The following is an 18,036-nucleotide window of genomic DNA, read 5'->3' as shown; positions in this document are numbered from 1 at the left end:
CCTATGTTTACAAAGAAAAACTCATTTTTAGGATTAGCAATAGCTGTTTTGATCACCATACTGCTGTTGCTTTTTCCACCCAAAATAATCTTCGATTATGATTTCGAAAGCTTCTTCCCCCAAGATGATGAGGAACTTTCTTATTATTTGGATTTCAGGGAAAAGTTTGGGAACGACAATGATTATCTTCTGATAGCCTTAGGAGGGGAAGAGATTTTTGAAGAGGATTTTCTAAAAAAAGCAAAAGAAATCAATCAGGCTATTCAGAAGCTGGATCTTGTTGAAAGTACTGTTTCACTTTTGGATATGGAAGAACCGATCATAGGACCAATGGGGGTGAGAAACAGGGCTGTACTGGATTTGGATGAGGACCTTCAGAAGCAAAAGGAGAAAATTCTTAGTTCTCCTCAGTGGTCTGAAAATCTGATAGATCTATCTGGTGAGTATTTGCTGATCATAGTCAATAACAAGCAACAGATCAGCAAAGAGGAAGGTGATGAACTGTATGCAGAAATAGCTTCCATACTGGAAGAAAGCAAGATTTCCTTTGTCAGGTCGGCAGGAAAGATTAAAGCACAAGGTGAGTTTGTTAGCCTGCTTCAGGATGAGTTTGCATTCTTTTTGAGCATTTCATTTTTGCTGATCGTCGTTTTGCTTTTTATTATTTTCAGAACTTGGTGGGGCGTATTACTTCCGCTTTTGATTCTTGCGCTGGGTATAATATGGACTTTAGCTTTTTCACTTTTTATGGGTAAGCCTTTGGACGTCATGTCAGTGATGCAACCTACAATTTTGTCTGTGATAGGCTTGGCGGCCCTGGTTCATTTTTTTAATCATTATTTAAATATGCTCAGGGAAGGGAAGAGCAAAGAAGATGCGATTGAAGAGTCTTTTTCGGAGTTGTCTCTGGCAGTTTTTCTAACAGCTTTGACCACATCTCTGGGCTTCATGAGTTTGTACCTGACTACTGTTCCTGCCTTGAAATTATTTGGGCTTTACACCGGTGTGGGAGTCCTCCTGATGTTTTTTGCCGTAATTAGCATAGCTCCGGGTTTGCTTTATATTTTTGCACCTCTGAAAGTGGCAGACTCTGGGAAACTGGCTCAGCGATGGAGGGTAGGTATGCGGTCTGCTTTCCTATGGGTAACTAGAAATAAGAGGGTCATAGCTTTTTGCTTCGTTTCTGTTTCTTTAGCCTCTGGCTTGGCTTTAAGTGGGCTGAAGGTCAATGGCTACATCCTGGATAATTTGCCAAGAAATCATGAACTCGTTCAGGAGTTTGAATTTTTTGACCAAAATTTTGGAGGATCCAAGCCGCTTGAACTTTCTCTCAATTCAGGCCCAGATGCAAATAACCTTTTACAAAGGGAAGTATTAGTAGAGATTGAAAAACTGGAGGATTTCGTGCGAAATGAATTTGAAAGTGCCATAATTTTATCTCCTTTGGCTTTGATCAAAGGTATCAACAAAGCACAGAATTCAGGTAGCGAAAATGCCTATAGGCTCCCTTCCCAAGGACAGCTTCAAAGAATGAAGGATTTTGTTCCTAAGGCCTTGGAAAATGCCCCTTTGAAAGTTATCTCTGATGATTACAGTGAGGGAAGGCTTTCCACCAGAACTGCCGATATGGGTAGTTTAAAAAGTCATGATCTGAAAGTAAAACTAAAAGATTTTCTGAAGGACGAAATCAATTCCGATCTTTTGAAAGTCAGACTAACAGGAACATCCAACTTGATTGACATAAGTCATGAAAGTGTCACAACCCAGATGGCGCGCGGGCTTGGGCTTGCATTCCTGATAGTTGCAATAGTTGCAGGATTCTTATTCAGGTCTTGGAGAATTTCCATGGTGGTTTTACTTCCTAATATTATCCCTTTGCTATGGATGTGCGGAGTGATTTGGCTTTTGGGTATTGAATTGAAACTTACAACAGCTATCATTTTTACAGTTGCTTTTGGGATAGCCGTAGATGACAGCATCCATTTTATGTCAAAGATGCGGTTAGAGTTGGCAAAGGGAAAACCATGGTTGTATGCGCTTAAAAGAACCTATCTGGAAACAGGAAAGGCTATTATTCTGACTACTGTGATTTTGGTTTCAGGGTTTTCAGTTCTTACTTTGAGCCAGTTTGGAGTGACTTTTTATTCCGGACTTTTGATCAGTTTGGCTTTGGTATTTGCCCTGCTGGCTGATTTGCTTTTTTTACCCTTGTTATTGATTCCTTTAAATAAAGTATGGAATCAAAAAAATCATTGATTTTCAGGTAGCAGCGTTTTCTCTAGAGGCCTATCCCAATCAAAAATCGCTGAAATTGGATAATGGTCTGAGTAATCCACTTCTTTATGCGTTTTAAAATTGAAAACACGTAATGGTTTTTCATAAAAAATATTATCGATCCTCAGAAAGAACAAAACCCTATTATAAGTAAAGCCAAGGCCGCTTCCGGCACTTTCAAAGGCATTTTCCATAAATTTCCGTAAAGTGAAGTAGGTATAACTGTAGGGGACATCATTGAAATCTCCCACTAGGATGTTGACATAGGGACTGTTGCGCATGTGTTCTTCCAAAATTCCAAGTTGGGAAGCTCTTGTAACTTGTCCTCTTTTGAGTTTCCCCAATGTTTCCCTGTAGTTTTCCTTTATTCCGTCAAGGTTGTTAAGGTTTTGAGATTGGATACTCATGGATTCCAGATGGGCATTGTATATCCTTATTGTATCTTTATCAACTTTGATATCAGCAAAAATTACCCCATTATTTCTTTTGGTATCAAACACCCTCCCTTCATTGACTATGGGGTATTTGCTAAAAATAGCCATGCCGTACGATTTGTTTCTCTGACTACCCTCGATGATCTGATAAGTATGTTCATAGCCTGTTTCAGTTCCAAGAAGCTTGATGGCATTTCTGGAAGGGGTGGAATAGTCTTGGTAGAACTCCTGGAAACATTTGATATCAGAATTGTTATCCTGCAACCATTTGATCATGTTTTGGGTAGGTGGTTCACTGTTTTTATCTCTTGGGTATGAAAAAAGTGCAACATTGTAACTGAGGACAGAAAGGCCGCTTTCCGGTGGATCAGAGGAAATATTGGGTATCTGAAAAGTGACACCGATAAATTTCCATCCCAAAACCAGCGCAATCAATGGCAATATTGCCAGCCACCTTTTGGCCAAAAGCAAGCTCAGAAAAAGTACCCCATTGATGATAAGCAAAACTGGAATAGTCAAAGTAATTAAGCCGACGTATGGAAAAAATTCGGGAGATATATAGACACTATAAAACAATGCCAGAGAAAAAATGAAAAATAAAGAAGTGATAAATCTTACCATTTAGTGCTTGTTTGAAGCGAAATTAGATGTAAAACGCTTTTGAAACAAATAGTGTGCAAGGATAAAGTAGGGAACTTGTGTAAAGCTAAAAAGATGATTGCTCTACTTTTTATCGTTGAAGCATTGGAGAAAACTAAATCATCATTAAAGCTAGCCTAATTTCTGGCAATTTTTAAACCTTTCCTAGATATACTTCCAACTCAAATACTCTTTTGAGTTGAAAACCTCAAAACTTCAAGGCCTGCGATCTCAAATAAATCGATAGTAGCGTCAAAAAGAATTAATGGGAGAGGTGTGATTTTTTAAGTAAAAAACTGCCGCAATATCCACGCGGCAGTTTTCAGGTTATTTGATCAATATCAATTCCTCCTGAGGTTTGATCAGATACCTCGCTCCATCGCTGGTAACTACGGCTGTTTCTTCTACTGACATGGTTTTGGTGCCTCCTTCAGGTAATTTCCAGGCATGAAATCCATCAAATGCAAACAGCATTCCTTCTTTCAAAGGTTTCATCGCAGCTGGGCGGACTGAAGGATCAGGTAAATTTCCAGCCCCGAGGTTAGGGCCAATATCATGGGCTACATAGCCTACAGGATGTCCGGTACTCCACATCACATACTCAGACCCTCTTTCATCCATCCAATCCCGCTGAGCTTTGTCAACCTGATAACCCAATACACCTGGCTTCATGGCTGCCAAAGCTATTCTATTGCCACCTATGGAGGACTCGAAGTAGAATTGAACTGAATCAGGTGCCTGGGTTTCCCCTTCCCTCAACACGTAGGCGAATCGCTGAATATCTGATACCCACATGTCATAAACACGGATTCCAAAGTCTGTCTGGATAACATCCCCTGGCATGATCACCTTATCTGTTGGGTGGGAGTGACCTCTATCTGGGCCGGAGTTTACGCTAGGGTTTTGATCAGGAGACCAACCATCCTTTACACCGTATTCCTCCATTTTCTTTTTTAGGAATTTGGCCACATCGGCATCAGTCGTTTTTCCAGGGATAACCTGTGCATAGGCTGCTTCTTGCCATTGGGCGGTAAGCTCAGCTGCTTTGGTCATGATTTCAACTTCAGCAGGAAGTTTGACTGCCAAAAACTCATAAATCAATTCCTCTGCTGAAACCAATTTTCCTGCTTGATTTCCCAAAGCTTCTTCCAAAGTCTTTCTTTGGGTATAGCTCAATCCGTCAGCTAAAAGCTCATCGAAGGAACTATTAATGGCTATTTTATTGAAATTTTGACTTTTGATGTACTCAGCACCCTGTAGGATTGCCGATTTCCCCCTTTCTACGGGAATGACCTCATCATGGATTTTCAATTCACCAAGGGCTGTAGCTTCACCAACAGGTGAAAATACTTTTGAAATGGCTTTGTCACCCTCTAGATAAAAGAGAAACATTGCCGTACCCCCTGCATTTTCTCCTCCGATATGATGGGCGATGGGATCATTGTTGTTTTCTCTGCAGATGACTATCCAAGCATCAACTTCTGCTTCTTTCATAGCATGAGGAAGTAGTCTTTCCAGTCTTTCCTTCCTTATTTCGGGCCAAGGACTGGGACCGTCAAAAGGGTTGTCTATTGAAGATTGGGCCTTTTCTTGATTCTGACATGACGCTAAGATGATTGCCGAAAGCAGCAATATTATTCCTGACTTCAAACTGAATGGGATTACTCTCATATAGGGTTATATAAATTGTTAAATTGTTAAAGTTGAAAAATAACAATTTCTAAGACAGATATGAAAATCTTTTTTCCTACTGTGACTCTTTTTACTTTGAATGAAGTGAAATGCCAAAATTTAATTTAAAGATTTGCATTTGATGGGATTTTGAAAACTAAAGCGAAAAATTATATATCTTCGAATTCATAAAATCATTGTAATGACAATCCACCTTCCTGATTTTAGAAATATGGAAGATTTAATGAGGCATTTTAAACAACTATAAACAGATGAGAAAAACAAACCTTTTGATGATTGCTGCAATTCTTGCCAGTTCTTTATTCGTGGCAAGCTGTGGAGGAAACCAAAGTGCTGAAAATAACGACACCACAGAAGAAGTTATAACTACTGCCGAAGAGACTAGTCAAAGGCCAAGCCCATTAAGAAAACTTGAGGGTAAAGTCGGAGATGCAAATCTCGAGATTCAATACGGAGCCCCTTCAGTAAAAGGCAGAGTGATCTGGGGAGACCTTGTTCCCTACAATGAAGTTTGGAGGACTGGTGCCAATGAATCCACTTATGTTGATTTCGATAGTGATGTGAAAGTTGAAGGGTCAGAATTGAAAGCAGGAAGATATTCCCTTTTCACTATTCCTAAGCAATCTGGTAAGTGGACTGTGATTTTCAACTCAGAGTGGGATTTAGAACATGGACATTTTCAATATAAGGAAGAAAATGACGTACTAAGGGTTGAATCCACCCCTCAGTTTGTAGATTCAAGTCAAGAGCAGCTTACCATTGCTATAGAGTCTCCTGGAATTGTGGTGAGATGGGAAAAGTTAGTGCTTCCAATTGTTATTGAATAACGGATGAATGAAATTCAAATCCCCCTTTGCCATGGCGATGGGGGATTTTTTTTTGAATAAATCAAAAGAGAAAGATGTCATGTATTGGTATTCTTTCTAAATTAAGAGTTTGGTTCAAAACCTTTGATGTATGCGGTACTTCGCCTTTCTGTTCTCTTTGCTTGCCTCCCTGTCATTAGGGGTTGCGTTATCCATACAGTTTGGAACTGTTCCTCCTTTAGGGAAATTGCTGGATCCGAATCAGGGTTTTTGGCAGAATGCTTTCAGTGAAGACTACACAGTCAAAGAGAAAATTGCCCTTGAAAACCTGAGTTCTGCCGTCGAAGTTCATTACGATGAGCACTTGATTCCCCATGTGTTTGCAGAAAACGAGGAAGATTTATTCCGTGTTCAAGGCTACATTACTGCCAAACACAGACTCTGGCAAATGGAGTTTCAGACAATGGCCGCTGCAGGAAGGATTTCGGAAATCGTAGGGCCGATTGCATTGGATGTGGATAAATTGGCGAGAAGAAAAGGCTTGCCCTATAGCGCTGAAAATGCAACGCAATTTATTCAACAAAATGATCCTGACATGCTCGTTTTGGTGGAGGCTTACACTGATGGTGTAAACCAATATATTGCAGAATTGGATTATGCTCAATTACCTTTGGAATACAAAGTCCTCAATTACCGACCTGAACCTTGGTCGGTTTTCAAAAGTTTTTTACTTCTTAAATACATGGCAGATATGCTGGTAGGAGATTCAGATCTTCAGTATTCCAATCTTAGAAAAATTCTGGGTGAAACATTATTAAATAAACTTTACCCTGATTTTCCCGAAGATCAGGATCCTGTTATAGAGCCAGAAAGAAATTGGAATTTCAGTCCTTTGAAGATTGAGAAACCAGAGGATATCGACTATCCAAGTGAAGATATTCTACTTAGTATGTTGCCTCGGCCTGAGCCCGGTATAGGCTCTAATAACTGGGCTGTGGCACCTAAGAAGACAAAAAACGGCCATGCACTGATCGCAAATGATCCACACTTGAGTTTGAATTTACCTTCTCTTTGGTATGCTATGCAGCTCAGCACACCGGAATTTAGAGTTAAAGGAGCCACGCTTCCAGGCGCACTGGGTATTATTTCAGGATTCAATGAGAACATAGCCTGGGGAGTCACCAATGCAACCAGGGACACGAGGGATTGGTATAAAATCCAGTTCAGAAACAGCGAAAGAACAGAATACCTTTATAATGACAGATGGATCCAAAGTAATTTCAGAATAGAAGAGATTAAGGTGAAAGGCCAACCCACTGTCAAGGATACTGTGGTATACACGCACCATGGTCCTGTGGTTTTTGATAAAAATTTCAGAGCGGAGAGGCAGGATGTGAATTTTGCTTTGAAGTGGACTGCCCATTTGGAGTCTAACGAGCAAAAAACTTTTCTTTTGCTCAATAAAGGAAGGACCCATGCAGATTATATCGAAGCATTGGAGCACTACACTTCTCCTGCTCAAAATTTTGTTTTTGCTTCTACCACCGGAGATATAGCTATGAAAGTTCAGGGAAGATTTCCTCTCAAATGGGAAGGGCAGGGGAAATTCCTCATGGACGGGAATGATCCAAAGTATGAATGGCAGGGGTTTATTCCCTCTGCACACAATCCTGCAACTCTAAATCCGGCTAGGGGTTTTGTCTCCTCAGCCAACCAACATGCTGTTTCCCAATCTTATCCTTATTATGTTTTTGATAATTCTTATGAACACTATAGGAATAGACGATTGAATAATAAGCTTCGAGAGATGGATCAAATTACATTGGAAGATATGAAATCTCTCCAATTCGACTCCTTTCACCTGCACGCGGCAGAAGCCCTTCCTGTGATGCTCAATCTTATGGATGTAGAAAACATGCAGGATCTCGATGAGAGTACTGCAAAATACCTTGAGTATCTAAAGGAATGGAATTTCAATACTTTCCCAAATCAGGAAGCTCCTACTTTATTTCAGGTTTGGTGGAACAACCTTTATAAATCTGTTTGGACGTTTATGGAAAGGGACAGTTTGCCTATTACTTACCCCAATAAATACCAAACCGTACGCTTGCTCAGAGAGGAACCTGAAAGCAGTATTTTTGCAATGAACGACAATGTAAAAAAGACGGCAGTTGACCATGTAAAAGTTGCTTTTGAGAAAATGGTAGAAGAAATGAAAATCTGGGAAGATGAAAAGGGAGAATTTACTTGGGCCACTTACAAGTCCACGAGTATCAACCATCTCGTTCCCAATTTTGAATCTTTCAGTAGAAAAGGTATTTACACTGGAGGAGGGTCAGGGATTTTGAACGCAACCGGATCCCGCCATGGAGCAAGTTGGCGTTACGTTGCTGAAATGGGAGACAAAGTAAAGGCATATGGAATTTACCCTGGTGGCCAGTCCGGAAATCCCGGTAGTAAGTTTTATGATAATTTTATCAAAATCTGGGCAAATGGAGAATATGTGAATTTTGATTTTAGGAGTGTTAATGATAAAAATGGGCTTTTGTTTTCCACTGAGTTTTATTGATAGAAGATGGCTAAAACACTTATCTTATTTGTATTGACTGTGTTAACAGTAATTTTGATTGGGAAAATCGCATCCTATTGGATATTGATGATTGCTGTAGGTTTAATCGCCTTTCTATTGAGAGCAAGTCCTGGAGCTTCTTTTTTATGGTCAGGTTTGGCTTTTGGATTGAGCTGGTTTTCTCTCACGATTTGGATTTCCATTCAGTCAGGTTCAGCATTGCCCATGCAGATGGCTGAATTAATGGGCTTGAAAAATGATAATTTGCTATGGTTTGCAACAGGTGTGTTGGGATTTCTACTCGGAGGCTTTTCTGGTATGACAGGAGCCTTATTCAGAAAGGTGTTTGAAAGAAAAGATGCTGGTTTTTACAGAAGTTAATGTATAGAGTTTTTCAGAATGTGTGTTATATAAATTGTAGTAAAATTCATATTCCTAGTCTGATGCTCCCTACAAATTAAAAACTGCTGGAAATATTTTGCTTTTGAAAGTAAGACGAGTACTTTTGTTGCTCATTTCCCAGCTGTATTTTTATGTTAGAATCTTTAATCACATCAAAGACAAGACTGAAGTTGTTGGTCAAATTTTTTGTCAATGAGAATAATCAAAGTCATCTCAGAGGTCTTGCAGAGGAATTTGGAGAATCCACCAATGCTATCAGAAAAGAACTGAATCACCTCACGGAGGCAGGGTTTTTGGTGAAGCAGTCAGAGAAAAATAAAATAGAATATAAAGCCAATACCGATCACCCTTTATATCTAAACCTTCACGAACTCATCCGGAAGTACCTGGGATTTGATAAGCTCCTGGAAGCGATTTTGGAGCGAATGGGGAATGTTTCACAAGTTGTTGTGACGGGAGATTATGCCAAAGGAAACAATACAGGAGTGGTCACTGTGGATATTGTGGGCGAAAAACTCAATGAGGAGTACTTGGAAAAACTAAGTGCCAGAATTGAAAAAGTAATTCAAAAGAAGGTGGAGTTTCATCTTAATGACGGAATACCTGATCCTAAAGGGTTAGTTCTTTATAGTAAAGAATAGTTGCTTAAAATAGGGGCAAATAATCTTATCAATGTAATACCAAATAAGCGCGGCAATGTGACTGAAAGGGCGAAGCTGTATCAGGACATTATGATATTTCGTTCAAAATTCTCAATACTTAAAAAAAACTACGTTAATTCGTGAAATCATTGAATACATCTATGCAAGGGGGTTTCTTGGAAAAAGCATTGTTTTTTCTGTTCATTACTTTATTCATGTTAATTCAATTGGGATATTCCCAATCCATGAATGACATCCAAAACTTAAAAGTTGACAATCTTTCAGATGCTCAAATTGAACAACTCATCAAACGTGCTGAATCTGCAGGAATGAATGAGTCTCAACTGGAGGCTTATGCCAGAGAGAGGGGAATGCCTGCTTCTGAGGTAAATAAACTTAGAGAAAGAATCCAACAATTAAGATCAGGTGCGCGTCCTGGGCAACAGCAGATGAGGCCCGGACAACAGCAAGGACAAGTAAGACAGGTTTCAGGATTCAATATGGATCCGGCACTTTTTGATTCCATTCGCAGGGCAGACCCCTATTTTGATTTGACCCCAGAACAAAAGAAGATATTCGGTTACAAAATTTTCCATAACAGAGACCTTACTTTTAGTCCAAGTCTTAATATTCCTACACCAGGAGGCTATGTGATAGGGGCCGGAGATCAGTTAATCATTGATGTATATGGAGCATCCCAACAATCCTATGAACTGATGGTCACCCCTGAGGGAAGAATAATGATTCCCAATTTAGGTCCTATTTCTGTTGGCGGATCTACTGTTGACGCCGCAAGACAAAGAATCAAGCAACAACTTGGAAGGATATATTCAGGACTTTTGGGTTCAAACCCAAACACTTTTCTGGAAGTGAGGTTGGGAAATATCAGTTCTATCTCTGTTTCCATGGTTGGGGAATTGATCAAGCCGGGTACTTATACTTTGCCTTCTTTTGCTTCGGTATTCAATGCGCTTTATGCTGCTGGTGGTCCTAATGAAAATGGTACTTTTAGAAATATTCAGGTTTATAGGGATAGCAAACTTCTAACAGAAGTGGATGTTTATGATTTTCTAACCAAAGGAGATCACGGAAGTAATGTTACCCTAAGGGACAATGATGTGGTCATCGTGCAACCTTTCAAAAGTAGAGTTGAACTGAAAGGCCCAGTAAGAAGGGAAGGATATTTTGAAATGAAACCTGAGGAGAGTGTGGCTGACCTTATCAATTTTGCCGGTGGGTTTTCTTCTATGGCATATAAGGAAAGGCTGACATTGAGAAGAGCTACGGGAAATCAAATGAAAGTTCAGGATCTAAGTGCTGAAGAGTTTGAAGCATTTACACTTCATGATGGTGATGAAATTACAGTTGGGGAAAGGTTAAATAGATTTGAAAATAGGGTCCAAATATCCGGTGCCGTTTTCAGACCTGGAGAATTCAGTATTCCTGAGACCGGGATAGGAGTAAAGGATCTGATTGAAAAGGCTGAAGGACTAAGGGGAGATGCTTTTACTGGTCGTGCGATATTATACAGGACTAAAGAAGATTTGACATTGGAATCCATGTCAGTGGATATAAAGGGAATTTTGGATGGAACAAGTCCGGATATTGCCTTAAGAAGAGAAGATGTGCTCAGCATTCCAAGCAGGTATGACCTCAAAGAGGAATATTACATCAGAATTACAGGAGAAGTAAACATCCCCGGAGCCTATGCCTATGCCGAAAACCTGACTGTAGCAGACTTGATTACCAAAGCGGGAGGATTCAAGGATGCTGCTTCCAATTCTTATATAGAAATAGCCAGAAGAGTACGTGATGATGTTTCCGGAAAAGTAGCTGAGATCATCAATCTCGATGTAGATAGCCAACTCAATCTGAGACCGGAGGATTCCAGTGTTAGGCTCCAACCCTTTGACCATATTTTTGTAAGAAGGAGCCCTGGGTTTCAGAGAGAGAGATTGGTGGAGGTTCAGGGGGAAGTTTTTTATCCCGGTGAGTTTGCTTTGAGCAATGCCAATGAAAGAATTTCAGACCTTATTTCCCGTGCCGGGGGGCTCAACCAGTTTGCTTATCCCAAGGGTGCTACGCTGATTAGGAGAACGGAGTATTATAAAGAGAAGAGTGAGGATGAACTGAAAGAGAAAAACCTTCTTTCAGTAATGGAGCGTCTTCAAAGAGAAGGAATGATCATCAATGAAGCTGAAGAAATCTTCTTGGAACGCTTAAAGAAGAAACTGGAAGAAAAAGAGATCGAGCGGATGAAAGAAAGAGAAAAACTTGAAGAGCAAGCAAGAATTGCTGATTTTAGAACAGATAGATTACTGGATGTTAATGTTGCGGATACTGCTGCTGTTCGTGCGGAAATTAGGGAACAAGAGTTGATCGGGATCAATTTGGATGCTATCATGAGAAACCCGGGATCTGCTCAGGATTTGATTTTGATGGAGGGTGATGTGATAAGCGTACCCAAAGAACTTCAGACAGTAAGAATGCGTGGTGAGGTTTTGTTTCCTACTACTGCCAGATACCAGGCAGAAAGAGGATTCAGGGCTTACATTTCCAGAGCCGGTGGTTTTACTGAAGATGCCAGAAGAAGCAAATCGTATGTGGTTTATGCCAATGGAGACGTCCGTAGAACAAGGAATTTCCTTGGGTTGAAATTTTACCCTCACATGGAACCAGGTGCGGAAATATATGTACCTGCGAAGCCACCGAGACAACCCATGTCCGCTCAGGCATGGATAGGCTTGGCCTCCAGTATGGCAACTCTAGCCCTTTTGATTACCAATTTGGTGGACTAGCAAACCTTTTTTTGAAGGCTAAACTCAATTTTTATTTCAGATCTTAAAAAAAGTATTGTAAGTGGGGTGGTTTGGAGCTCACTTCAGGTTTTTGTAAACAGGTCCTTTGGGTTTGTAATCAAACTGGTATTGGCAAGAATTCTTGCTCCCACAGAGTTTGGCCTTGTTGGTATGGCTGTGGTCTTCACTAGTTTTGTAGAAGTGCTCAATGATTTGGGAATTGCTGCTGCACTGGTTCAAAGAAAAGAAGAAAAGTTAACAGAAAAGCATTTCCATACAGCCTTTTGGACTGGCGTTGCTTGGTCTATTGTCACTTATTTTGTAATGGTCTTTTTAGTGGCTCCATTTGCAGTTAATTTTTACACAGAGCCCTTGTTAGGAAAAATCATTCCAGTACTTTCTCTTGGGATTTTATCCAGTCCTGTTAATCTGGTACATCGGGCTCAGCTGACGCGGAAAATGGATTTTAAAAAGCTGGCTTTTATCAATAATTTCTCAAGTATTTTCTCGGGAATTCTATCACTCATTCTGGCATTTTTAGGTGCAGGTGTTTGGTCACTGGTTTTTAACTCCGTAGCAACATTTATCATAGCAATGCCCATGTATTTCAATGCTACAAAGTGGAGGCCTAAGATAATTTGGGATAAGGATGCTTTTAAGGATGTTTTTGGTTTTGGAGTTTATACAACTGGTACAAATTTATTCAATAACCTAATGAATAAGCTTGACTACCTCCTGATAGGTAAGTTAGTGTCAGCCGCTGCATTGGGCAATTATACATTGGCTTTTGTATTGACAGATACGTTTAGAAGTCAGGTTATGGGGATTATCAATAAAGTCATGTATCCAGTATATGGCAGGGTTCAAGATGATAAGCAGGCACTTAAAAAATTCTATATCATGGTTGTTAAATTCAATAGTTTGATAATTTTTCCTATGATGTGGATTTTTATCCTTGAAGGAGAAGGTATTATACTTACTTTTTTTGGGGAAAAATGGATAGATACGATTGTACCACTTCAGATACTTTCCGGATCTATATTGTTTCACATGATGGTCAATAGCAATACAATGGTCATCAGAGGAATGGGCAAACCAAAGCTGGAATTACAGCTACAATTCTTTAAGTCTATTTTTCTGTACGTCCCAGTGCTCAGTGTCATGATTTACTTTTACGGAATTTTAGGAGCAGCATGGGCATTTTTCATCATAAAATTCATCTCAATTTTTATAGTTCAATATTATCTCAAAAAGCTCATAGATTATACCTTTAAAGATCTTTTTGAGGCTATGCGAGAGGTAGTTCTCGTTTCGCTTATTGCTGTAGTGGCCGCTCTGGTAATAAAATCTCTGTTTAGTATTAACTTCGCTATCAATGCAATTTTGTTTATGGCGATATATGTAGGGGGTATTTACTTTCTCATGGGAAGGGAGCTTAGAAATATGATTAAAAATTTCAAATCAAAAAAATTAGTTTTTTAATGTCAGAAAGTTTACAAACTACAGTTATTAAAAATGATTTTTGTACAGGTTGTGGAGTATGCAATGCTATCGAACCAAGTATAGAAATCAAACCTGATCAATTTGGAATGCTTAAGGCTTTTCCTAAAAAGGAAACTCATGAAAGTGAAGAAAAGCTGTTAAAAGTATGCCCATTTTCAAGTTCAGCTAGGGATGAAGATGAGATTTCAGAAGATATTTTTGGTCATATAAAGAATAAGAACGAAGCCACTGGAAAATACATCAAAAACTACGTCGGACATGCCATAGAAGGTGAATATAGGATAAAAGGAAGTTCTGGAGGTGGAGGAAAATGGATTTTAGATCAGTTGATCTTATTAGATAAGGTTGATTACGTTATTCAAGTGGTGAGTGCCGTTGAAGCGGGAGAACTCTTTACATATCAAGTGTTTAAAAAAGGAGATTCAGTTATAAATGGCTCAAAATCAGCTTACTATCCAATCACATTGACCAATTCTTTGGAGTTCATTAAATCCAATGAAGGTAGATACGCAATTACAGCTATTCCATGCTTCAGTAAAGCTCTTCGGAATCTCGCAGATGAAAATATAGTTTATAAAGAAAGGATCAAGTTTATCATTGGGATTATTTGCGGACACCTTAAGTCACCGGCATTTGCGGAATTGCTAGGATGGCAAGTGGGAGTAAAGCCAAAGCTTCTTAAAGAAATAGAGTTCAGGGGTAAGCTAGAGGGTAAGAAAGCAAATGACAAAGGTGTTTTTGCAATTGATATTGATAATAAGCAAAGTCCCACGAAATCCTCTAAAGAATTGTTCGGGGGAAATTGGGGGCATGGATTCTTTAAATATAAGGGTTGTGATTTTTGTGACGATGTAGTAGGGGAAACATCAGATGTTTCGGTTGGAGATGCATGGCTTGAAGACTATATGGATGACCATCTTGGAAATAACGTTTTGGTTGTCAGGAATCAGGAAATTCTGGAAATCATAGAAGAAGGTATAGAAAAGAATAAGTTGATGTTAACTGAAGTACCTCCAGAAACTGTAAAAACATCTCAGTTAGGTGGTTTTAGGCACAGAAGAGAAGGCCTAAGTTATAGGCTCCACCTCCACCAGAAATCTTGGTTGCCAAAAAAAAGAGTTAAGAAGGGGAAGAATCTTAGTTTACGCAGGCAATGGATGTTTAAAGTTAGGGAGGAAATAAGAGATGCCTCTCATGAGTATTTTAAACTGGCAAAGGAAAGAGATGACATTGAGTTTTTTTTATCAAAAATGAATCCATTGGTTAAAAAACTTAATAGACCTCCGTTTGCAACCAGATTTTATTTAAAACTTATCAGTTTTTTCAAAAAGTAACATGAATATAGAATTAAGAGGTGTAGAGTTTGTCAATAAAGGTGCTGAATTGATGCTCCAAGCCATAATACAAAAGGCAAGCAATGAATTGAAAGAAGTCAATTTTGTGATGGAGGTTAACTCGAGATCACCTTTTGATAAATTAAAATCTGAAGGCATTTTAGCCAAAACCAATATCCAGAGAAAGGGAATCAAATGGGAAAGGTTATTGAATGCTTTGCCAAAATCTTTAAGGAATAGCTTAGGGTTTGCCTCGGCTATTGAAATTGATGCGGTAATAGATGGGTCAGGTTTTGCTTTTGGAGATAAGTGGGGAGCTGATAAAGCAGGTAAGCGATGTGCGAATTTCATTGAAAAGTGGAAAAAGAGTGGGAAAAAAGTGATTCTGCTTCCACAGGCATTCGGTCCTTTTTCGGATCCGATACTAGCGGATAAAATGAAGGTCATTCTCAGTCATGCAGATCTTGTTTTTGCAAGAGATAGAATTTCATTCCAATACTTAAAAGACCTTAAGGTCGGTGAAAAAAATCTGTTTCTTGCTCCTGATTTCACAAATTTGGTTCAAGGAACAGTGCTGCCCAAATATGTTTCATTTGAATTTGATGTTGCTATAATACCAAATCAAAAGATGCTTGAAACCGAAAGCAAACAGGATAATGAACTTTACTTACCTTTTTTGTTACAAACTATCCAATTGATCCAAAGGAAAAATAGGAAGCCGTTTTTTCTGATACATGAATCGAAAATGGATAGGGCAATAGCCGAAAAAATCAATAATCAACTTGACTCTCCAATTCCCATAGTGCATGAAGAAGACCCTTTGGTAGTGAAGGGAATAATAGGAAAAAGTAAAGCGGTGGTTACTTCTCGGTTTCACGGATTGGTAAGTGCTCTTTCCCAAAATATTCCTTGTTTGGCCACCGGTTGGTCCCATAAATATGAAATGTTGTTCGAAGATTATGATTACAAAGATGGTTTGTGTCAACTTGGAGAAGCACCAGAGTATTATGAGGAAAAAATAAGAATGATTCTCCAACTGGATTCTGCTAGGGCAATTTCGGAAAAACTTAAGGTTGAAAGTGCCAAACAGAAAGCTGAAACTGAGAAGATGTGGGCAAAAGTATTTGACGTGCTTAAAAATTGATAGTAATCTCTGTCATCATTCCGACTTACAGAGACTGGGATAGATTAGACGCTTGTCTTCAGTCCCTTAGACTCCAGACTTTGGACAGCGAGCAGTTTGAGGTCATTATCGTCAATAATTGGCCAAATGGACCTGTTCCTGAAATAGACCTCCCCAAAAATGCCAGAATCATTAACGAGCCCAAGCCAGGCTCCTATGCTGCACGAAATACAGGTCTCAATTATGCAAAGGGAGAAATCTTGGCCTTCACAGATTCAGATTGTTTGGTAGATGAAAATTGGCTTAAGGCAGCATTGGACTTGTTTTCTGCCTATGGAGAAATTGACAGACTTGCAGGTAAAATTGAACTGACCTTCGAGCGTGATAAAAAATCAGCAGTAGAATGTTATGAAACAGTCTATGCTTTTGACCAAAAAGACAATGCAAGAAAAGGATTGGCTGTCACAGCCAATTTTTTTGCCCGAAAAACCTTGTTCGATGACATAGGAGGTTTTGATGAGAATCTTTTTTCCGGGGGGGACTACCAATGGAACAGAGTTGCTTCAAAAAAGGGAAGCAAAATTATCTACTCTGAAAACACAGTAGTTAAACATCCAGCTAGAAATACTTTCAAACAGCTTCGTAATAAGGCAAAGAGAGTAGCAGCAGGTCAGTTTGGTAGTCAGATCAAAAAGGAAGACTACTTAAAGGCTTTATCAACGCTTATTTTTGAATTGAGGCCACCGCTATTTGAAGTGAGAAAGATTTTTTCTTCAAGGCAATTGAGTTTTTCGGAAAAACTAAATGTATGGTGGATTAGGTACTGGTTTAGATCTGTAAAAGCCATCGAACAATTCATAATAAAAGTTTCTGGAAAATCTGCGGAAAACATTTAAGTTTTGGAGAATAAAATAGTAGAATTCTCGATCATAATCCCTGCCCACAACTCCAGCAAGTGGATCAAGAAGGCTCTTGATTCAGTGTTCCAGCAAGAATATGCACCAATGGAGGTCTTTGTAATTGATGACAATTCAGATGACAACCTAGAGGATCAGATCAGAGATTTTGACGTCCAATATTTCAAAGTAAATTTCAAAAATGCAGCTGCATCCAGAAATCACGTAAAAGATCTGGTTAAGGGAAATTACATCGCTTTCTTGGATGCAGATGACATTTGGTGTAAAGATCACTTGTCAAGAGTGGCCGAACTGTTGGCTAAAAATGAATTTCCAAGTGGATATATCAATTACTTTGACCATTTAGATCTTGAAGGTAACAGGATAGAAAGAAATTGTCCCTGGAAGTTTGAAGGAGATTTTGCATTAATGTCTGATTGTGACTATGCTTCATTTTATATAAGTTATAAGTACTTTGTAGGCATGTCTGCCTGTGTCGTGTCGACTGAAAGATTTAAACAGATTGGAGGATTTGATGTGGAGTTTCAGAAGCGTCACGATGTAGAAATGTGGTGGAGGCTGATACATGGGCAAATGTGTATCTTGGACAAACACAAGAGTTCATTGTATAGGAAAAATGTTCCCGGAAGCGTATCCCAAAACAGCCATTTGACGGAATTTTATAAACTCAAGGGGCTTTTGAAAAACTCCGCACTTTACGTAAAATGCAAAGCATACCAAACCAACTTAAAGAAAGCAGCTGTGACAGCGATGAACCATGCCCTATTGTATGGGGATTTGGAATTGGTGAAATCAGTAAGGTCACTGGGAGCTTTCAGTTGGGGTATAAAAGAAAGATTAATGTTCAATATTATAGGAAAGATCCCACCGGCCTACAAATTGCTATATAAGGTATTAAGATAGA

At 39.2% G+C, this 18,036-nt stretch carries 13 protein-coding genes; 11 read left to right on the top strand and 2 right to left on the bottom strand.

Annotation, left to right across the window (positions count from 1 at the left end; translation table 11 throughout):
- The first annotated feature begins 3 nt into the window (after positions 1–3).
- Positions 4–2,256, top strand: a complete 2,253-nt coding sequence (locus A33Q_RS13860; protein ID WP_040490463.1) for an efflux RND transporter permease subunit — start codon at positions 4–6, stop codon at positions 2,254–2,256.
- Here A33Q_RS13860 and A33Q_RS13855 read toward each other — a convergent pair.
- Together A33Q_RS13855 and A33Q_RS13850 are read right to left on the bottom strand one after the other, a co-directional pair.
- A complete protein-coding gene (locus tag A33Q_RS13855) occupies positions 2,250–3,329 on the bottom strand; it encodes an endonuclease/exonuclease/phosphatase family protein (RefSeq protein WP_009033457.1) in 1,080 nt (359 codons plus the stop codon). The genes A33Q_RS13860 and A33Q_RS13855 overlap by 7 nt on opposite strands.
- 345 nt (positions 3,330–3,674) lie before the next feature.
- A complete protein-coding gene (locus A33Q_RS13850) occupies positions 3,675–5,018 on the bottom strand; it encodes a M24 family metallopeptidase (RefSeq protein ID WP_009033456.1) in 1,344 nt (447 codons plus the stop codon).
- Positions 5,019–5,290: 272 nt separating this feature from the next.
- Here A33Q_RS13850 and A33Q_RS13845 point away from each other — a divergent pair, with 272 nt between their 5' ends.
- The 10 genes from A33Q_RS13845 (at position 5,291) to A33Q_RS13800 (ending at position 18,035) form a co-directional block, all read left to right on the top strand.
- On the top strand, positions 5,291–5,866 hold the full coding sequence (locus tag A33Q_RS13845; protein WP_009033455.1) for a DUF2911 domain-containing protein: 576 nt from the start codon (positions 5,291–5,293) through the stop codon (positions 5,864–5,866).
- Between the two features lie 130 nt (positions 5,867–5,996).
- Positions 5,997–8,414 (top strand): penicillin acylase family protein, encoded by a 2,418-nt coding sequence (locus A33Q_RS13840; protein ID WP_009033454.1) that lies wholly within the window; start codon positions 5,997–5,999, stop codon positions 8,412–8,414.
- Positions 8,415–8,420: 6 nt separating this feature from the next.
- Entirely contained in the window at positions 8,421–8,795 is a 375-nt protein-coding gene (locus A33Q_RS13835) for a hypothetical protein (protein WP_040490462.1), read from the top strand.
- Between the two features lie 152 nt (positions 8,796–8,947).
- On the top strand, positions 8,948–9,457 hold the full coding sequence (locus A33Q_RS13830) for a hypothetical protein (protein WP_009033452.1): 510 nt from the start codon (positions 8,948–8,950) through the stop codon (positions 9,455–9,457).
- Positions 9,458–9,618: 161 nt separating this feature from the next.
- Positions 9,619–12,255 (top strand): polysaccharide biosynthesis/export family protein, encoded by a 2,637-nt coding sequence (locus A33Q_RS13825; RefSeq protein WP_009033451.1) that lies wholly within the window; start codon positions 9,619–9,621, stop codon positions 12,253–12,255.
- Between the two features lie 66 nt (positions 12,256–12,321).
- Positions 12,322–13,737: a lipopolysaccharide biosynthesis protein gene (locus A33Q_RS13820; RefSeq protein WP_009033450.1), complete on the top strand. Its 1,416-nt coding sequence runs from the start codon at positions 12,322–12,324 to the stop codon at positions 13,735–13,737.
- Positions 13,737–15,092: a Coenzyme F420 hydrogenase/dehydrogenase, beta subunit C-terminal domain gene (locus A33Q_RS13815; protein WP_009033449.1), complete on the top strand. Its 1,356-nt coding sequence runs from the start codon at positions 13,737–13,739 to the stop codon at positions 15,090–15,092. Before A33Q_RS13820 ends, A33Q_RS13815 begins: the two co-directional genes overlap by 1 nt.
- Before the next feature lies 1 nt (position 15,093).
- The gene (locus A33Q_RS13810; RefSeq protein WP_009033448.1) at positions 15,094–16,236 is read left to right on the top strand and encodes a polysaccharide pyruvyl transferase family protein; all 1,143 of its coding nucleotides are present in this window, start codon (positions 15,094–15,096) and stop codon (positions 16,234–16,236) included.
- Entirely contained in the window at positions 16,233–17,111 is an 879-nt protein-coding gene (locus tag A33Q_RS13805; RefSeq protein WP_009033447.1) for a glycosyltransferase, read from the top strand. The genes A33Q_RS13810 and A33Q_RS13805 overlap by 4 nt, the downstream gene beginning before the upstream one ends.
- Before the next feature lie 3 nt (positions 17,112–17,114).
- The gene (locus A33Q_RS13800) at positions 17,115–18,035 is read left to right on the top strand and encodes a glycosyltransferase family A protein (RefSeq protein ID WP_009033446.1); all 921 of its coding nucleotides are present in this window, start codon (positions 17,115–17,117) and stop codon (positions 18,033–18,035) included.
- Position 18,036 lies beyond the last annotated feature (1 nt).

Origin of the sequence: Indibacter alkaliphilus LW1 (genome assembly GCF_000295935.2) — a bacterium.
GTDB classification, from domain to species: Bacteria; Bacteroidota; Bacteroidia; order Cytophagales; family Cyclobacteriaceae; genus Indibacter; species Indibacter alkaliphilus.
This window is presented reverse-complemented; position numbering and strand designations above follow the sequence as displayed.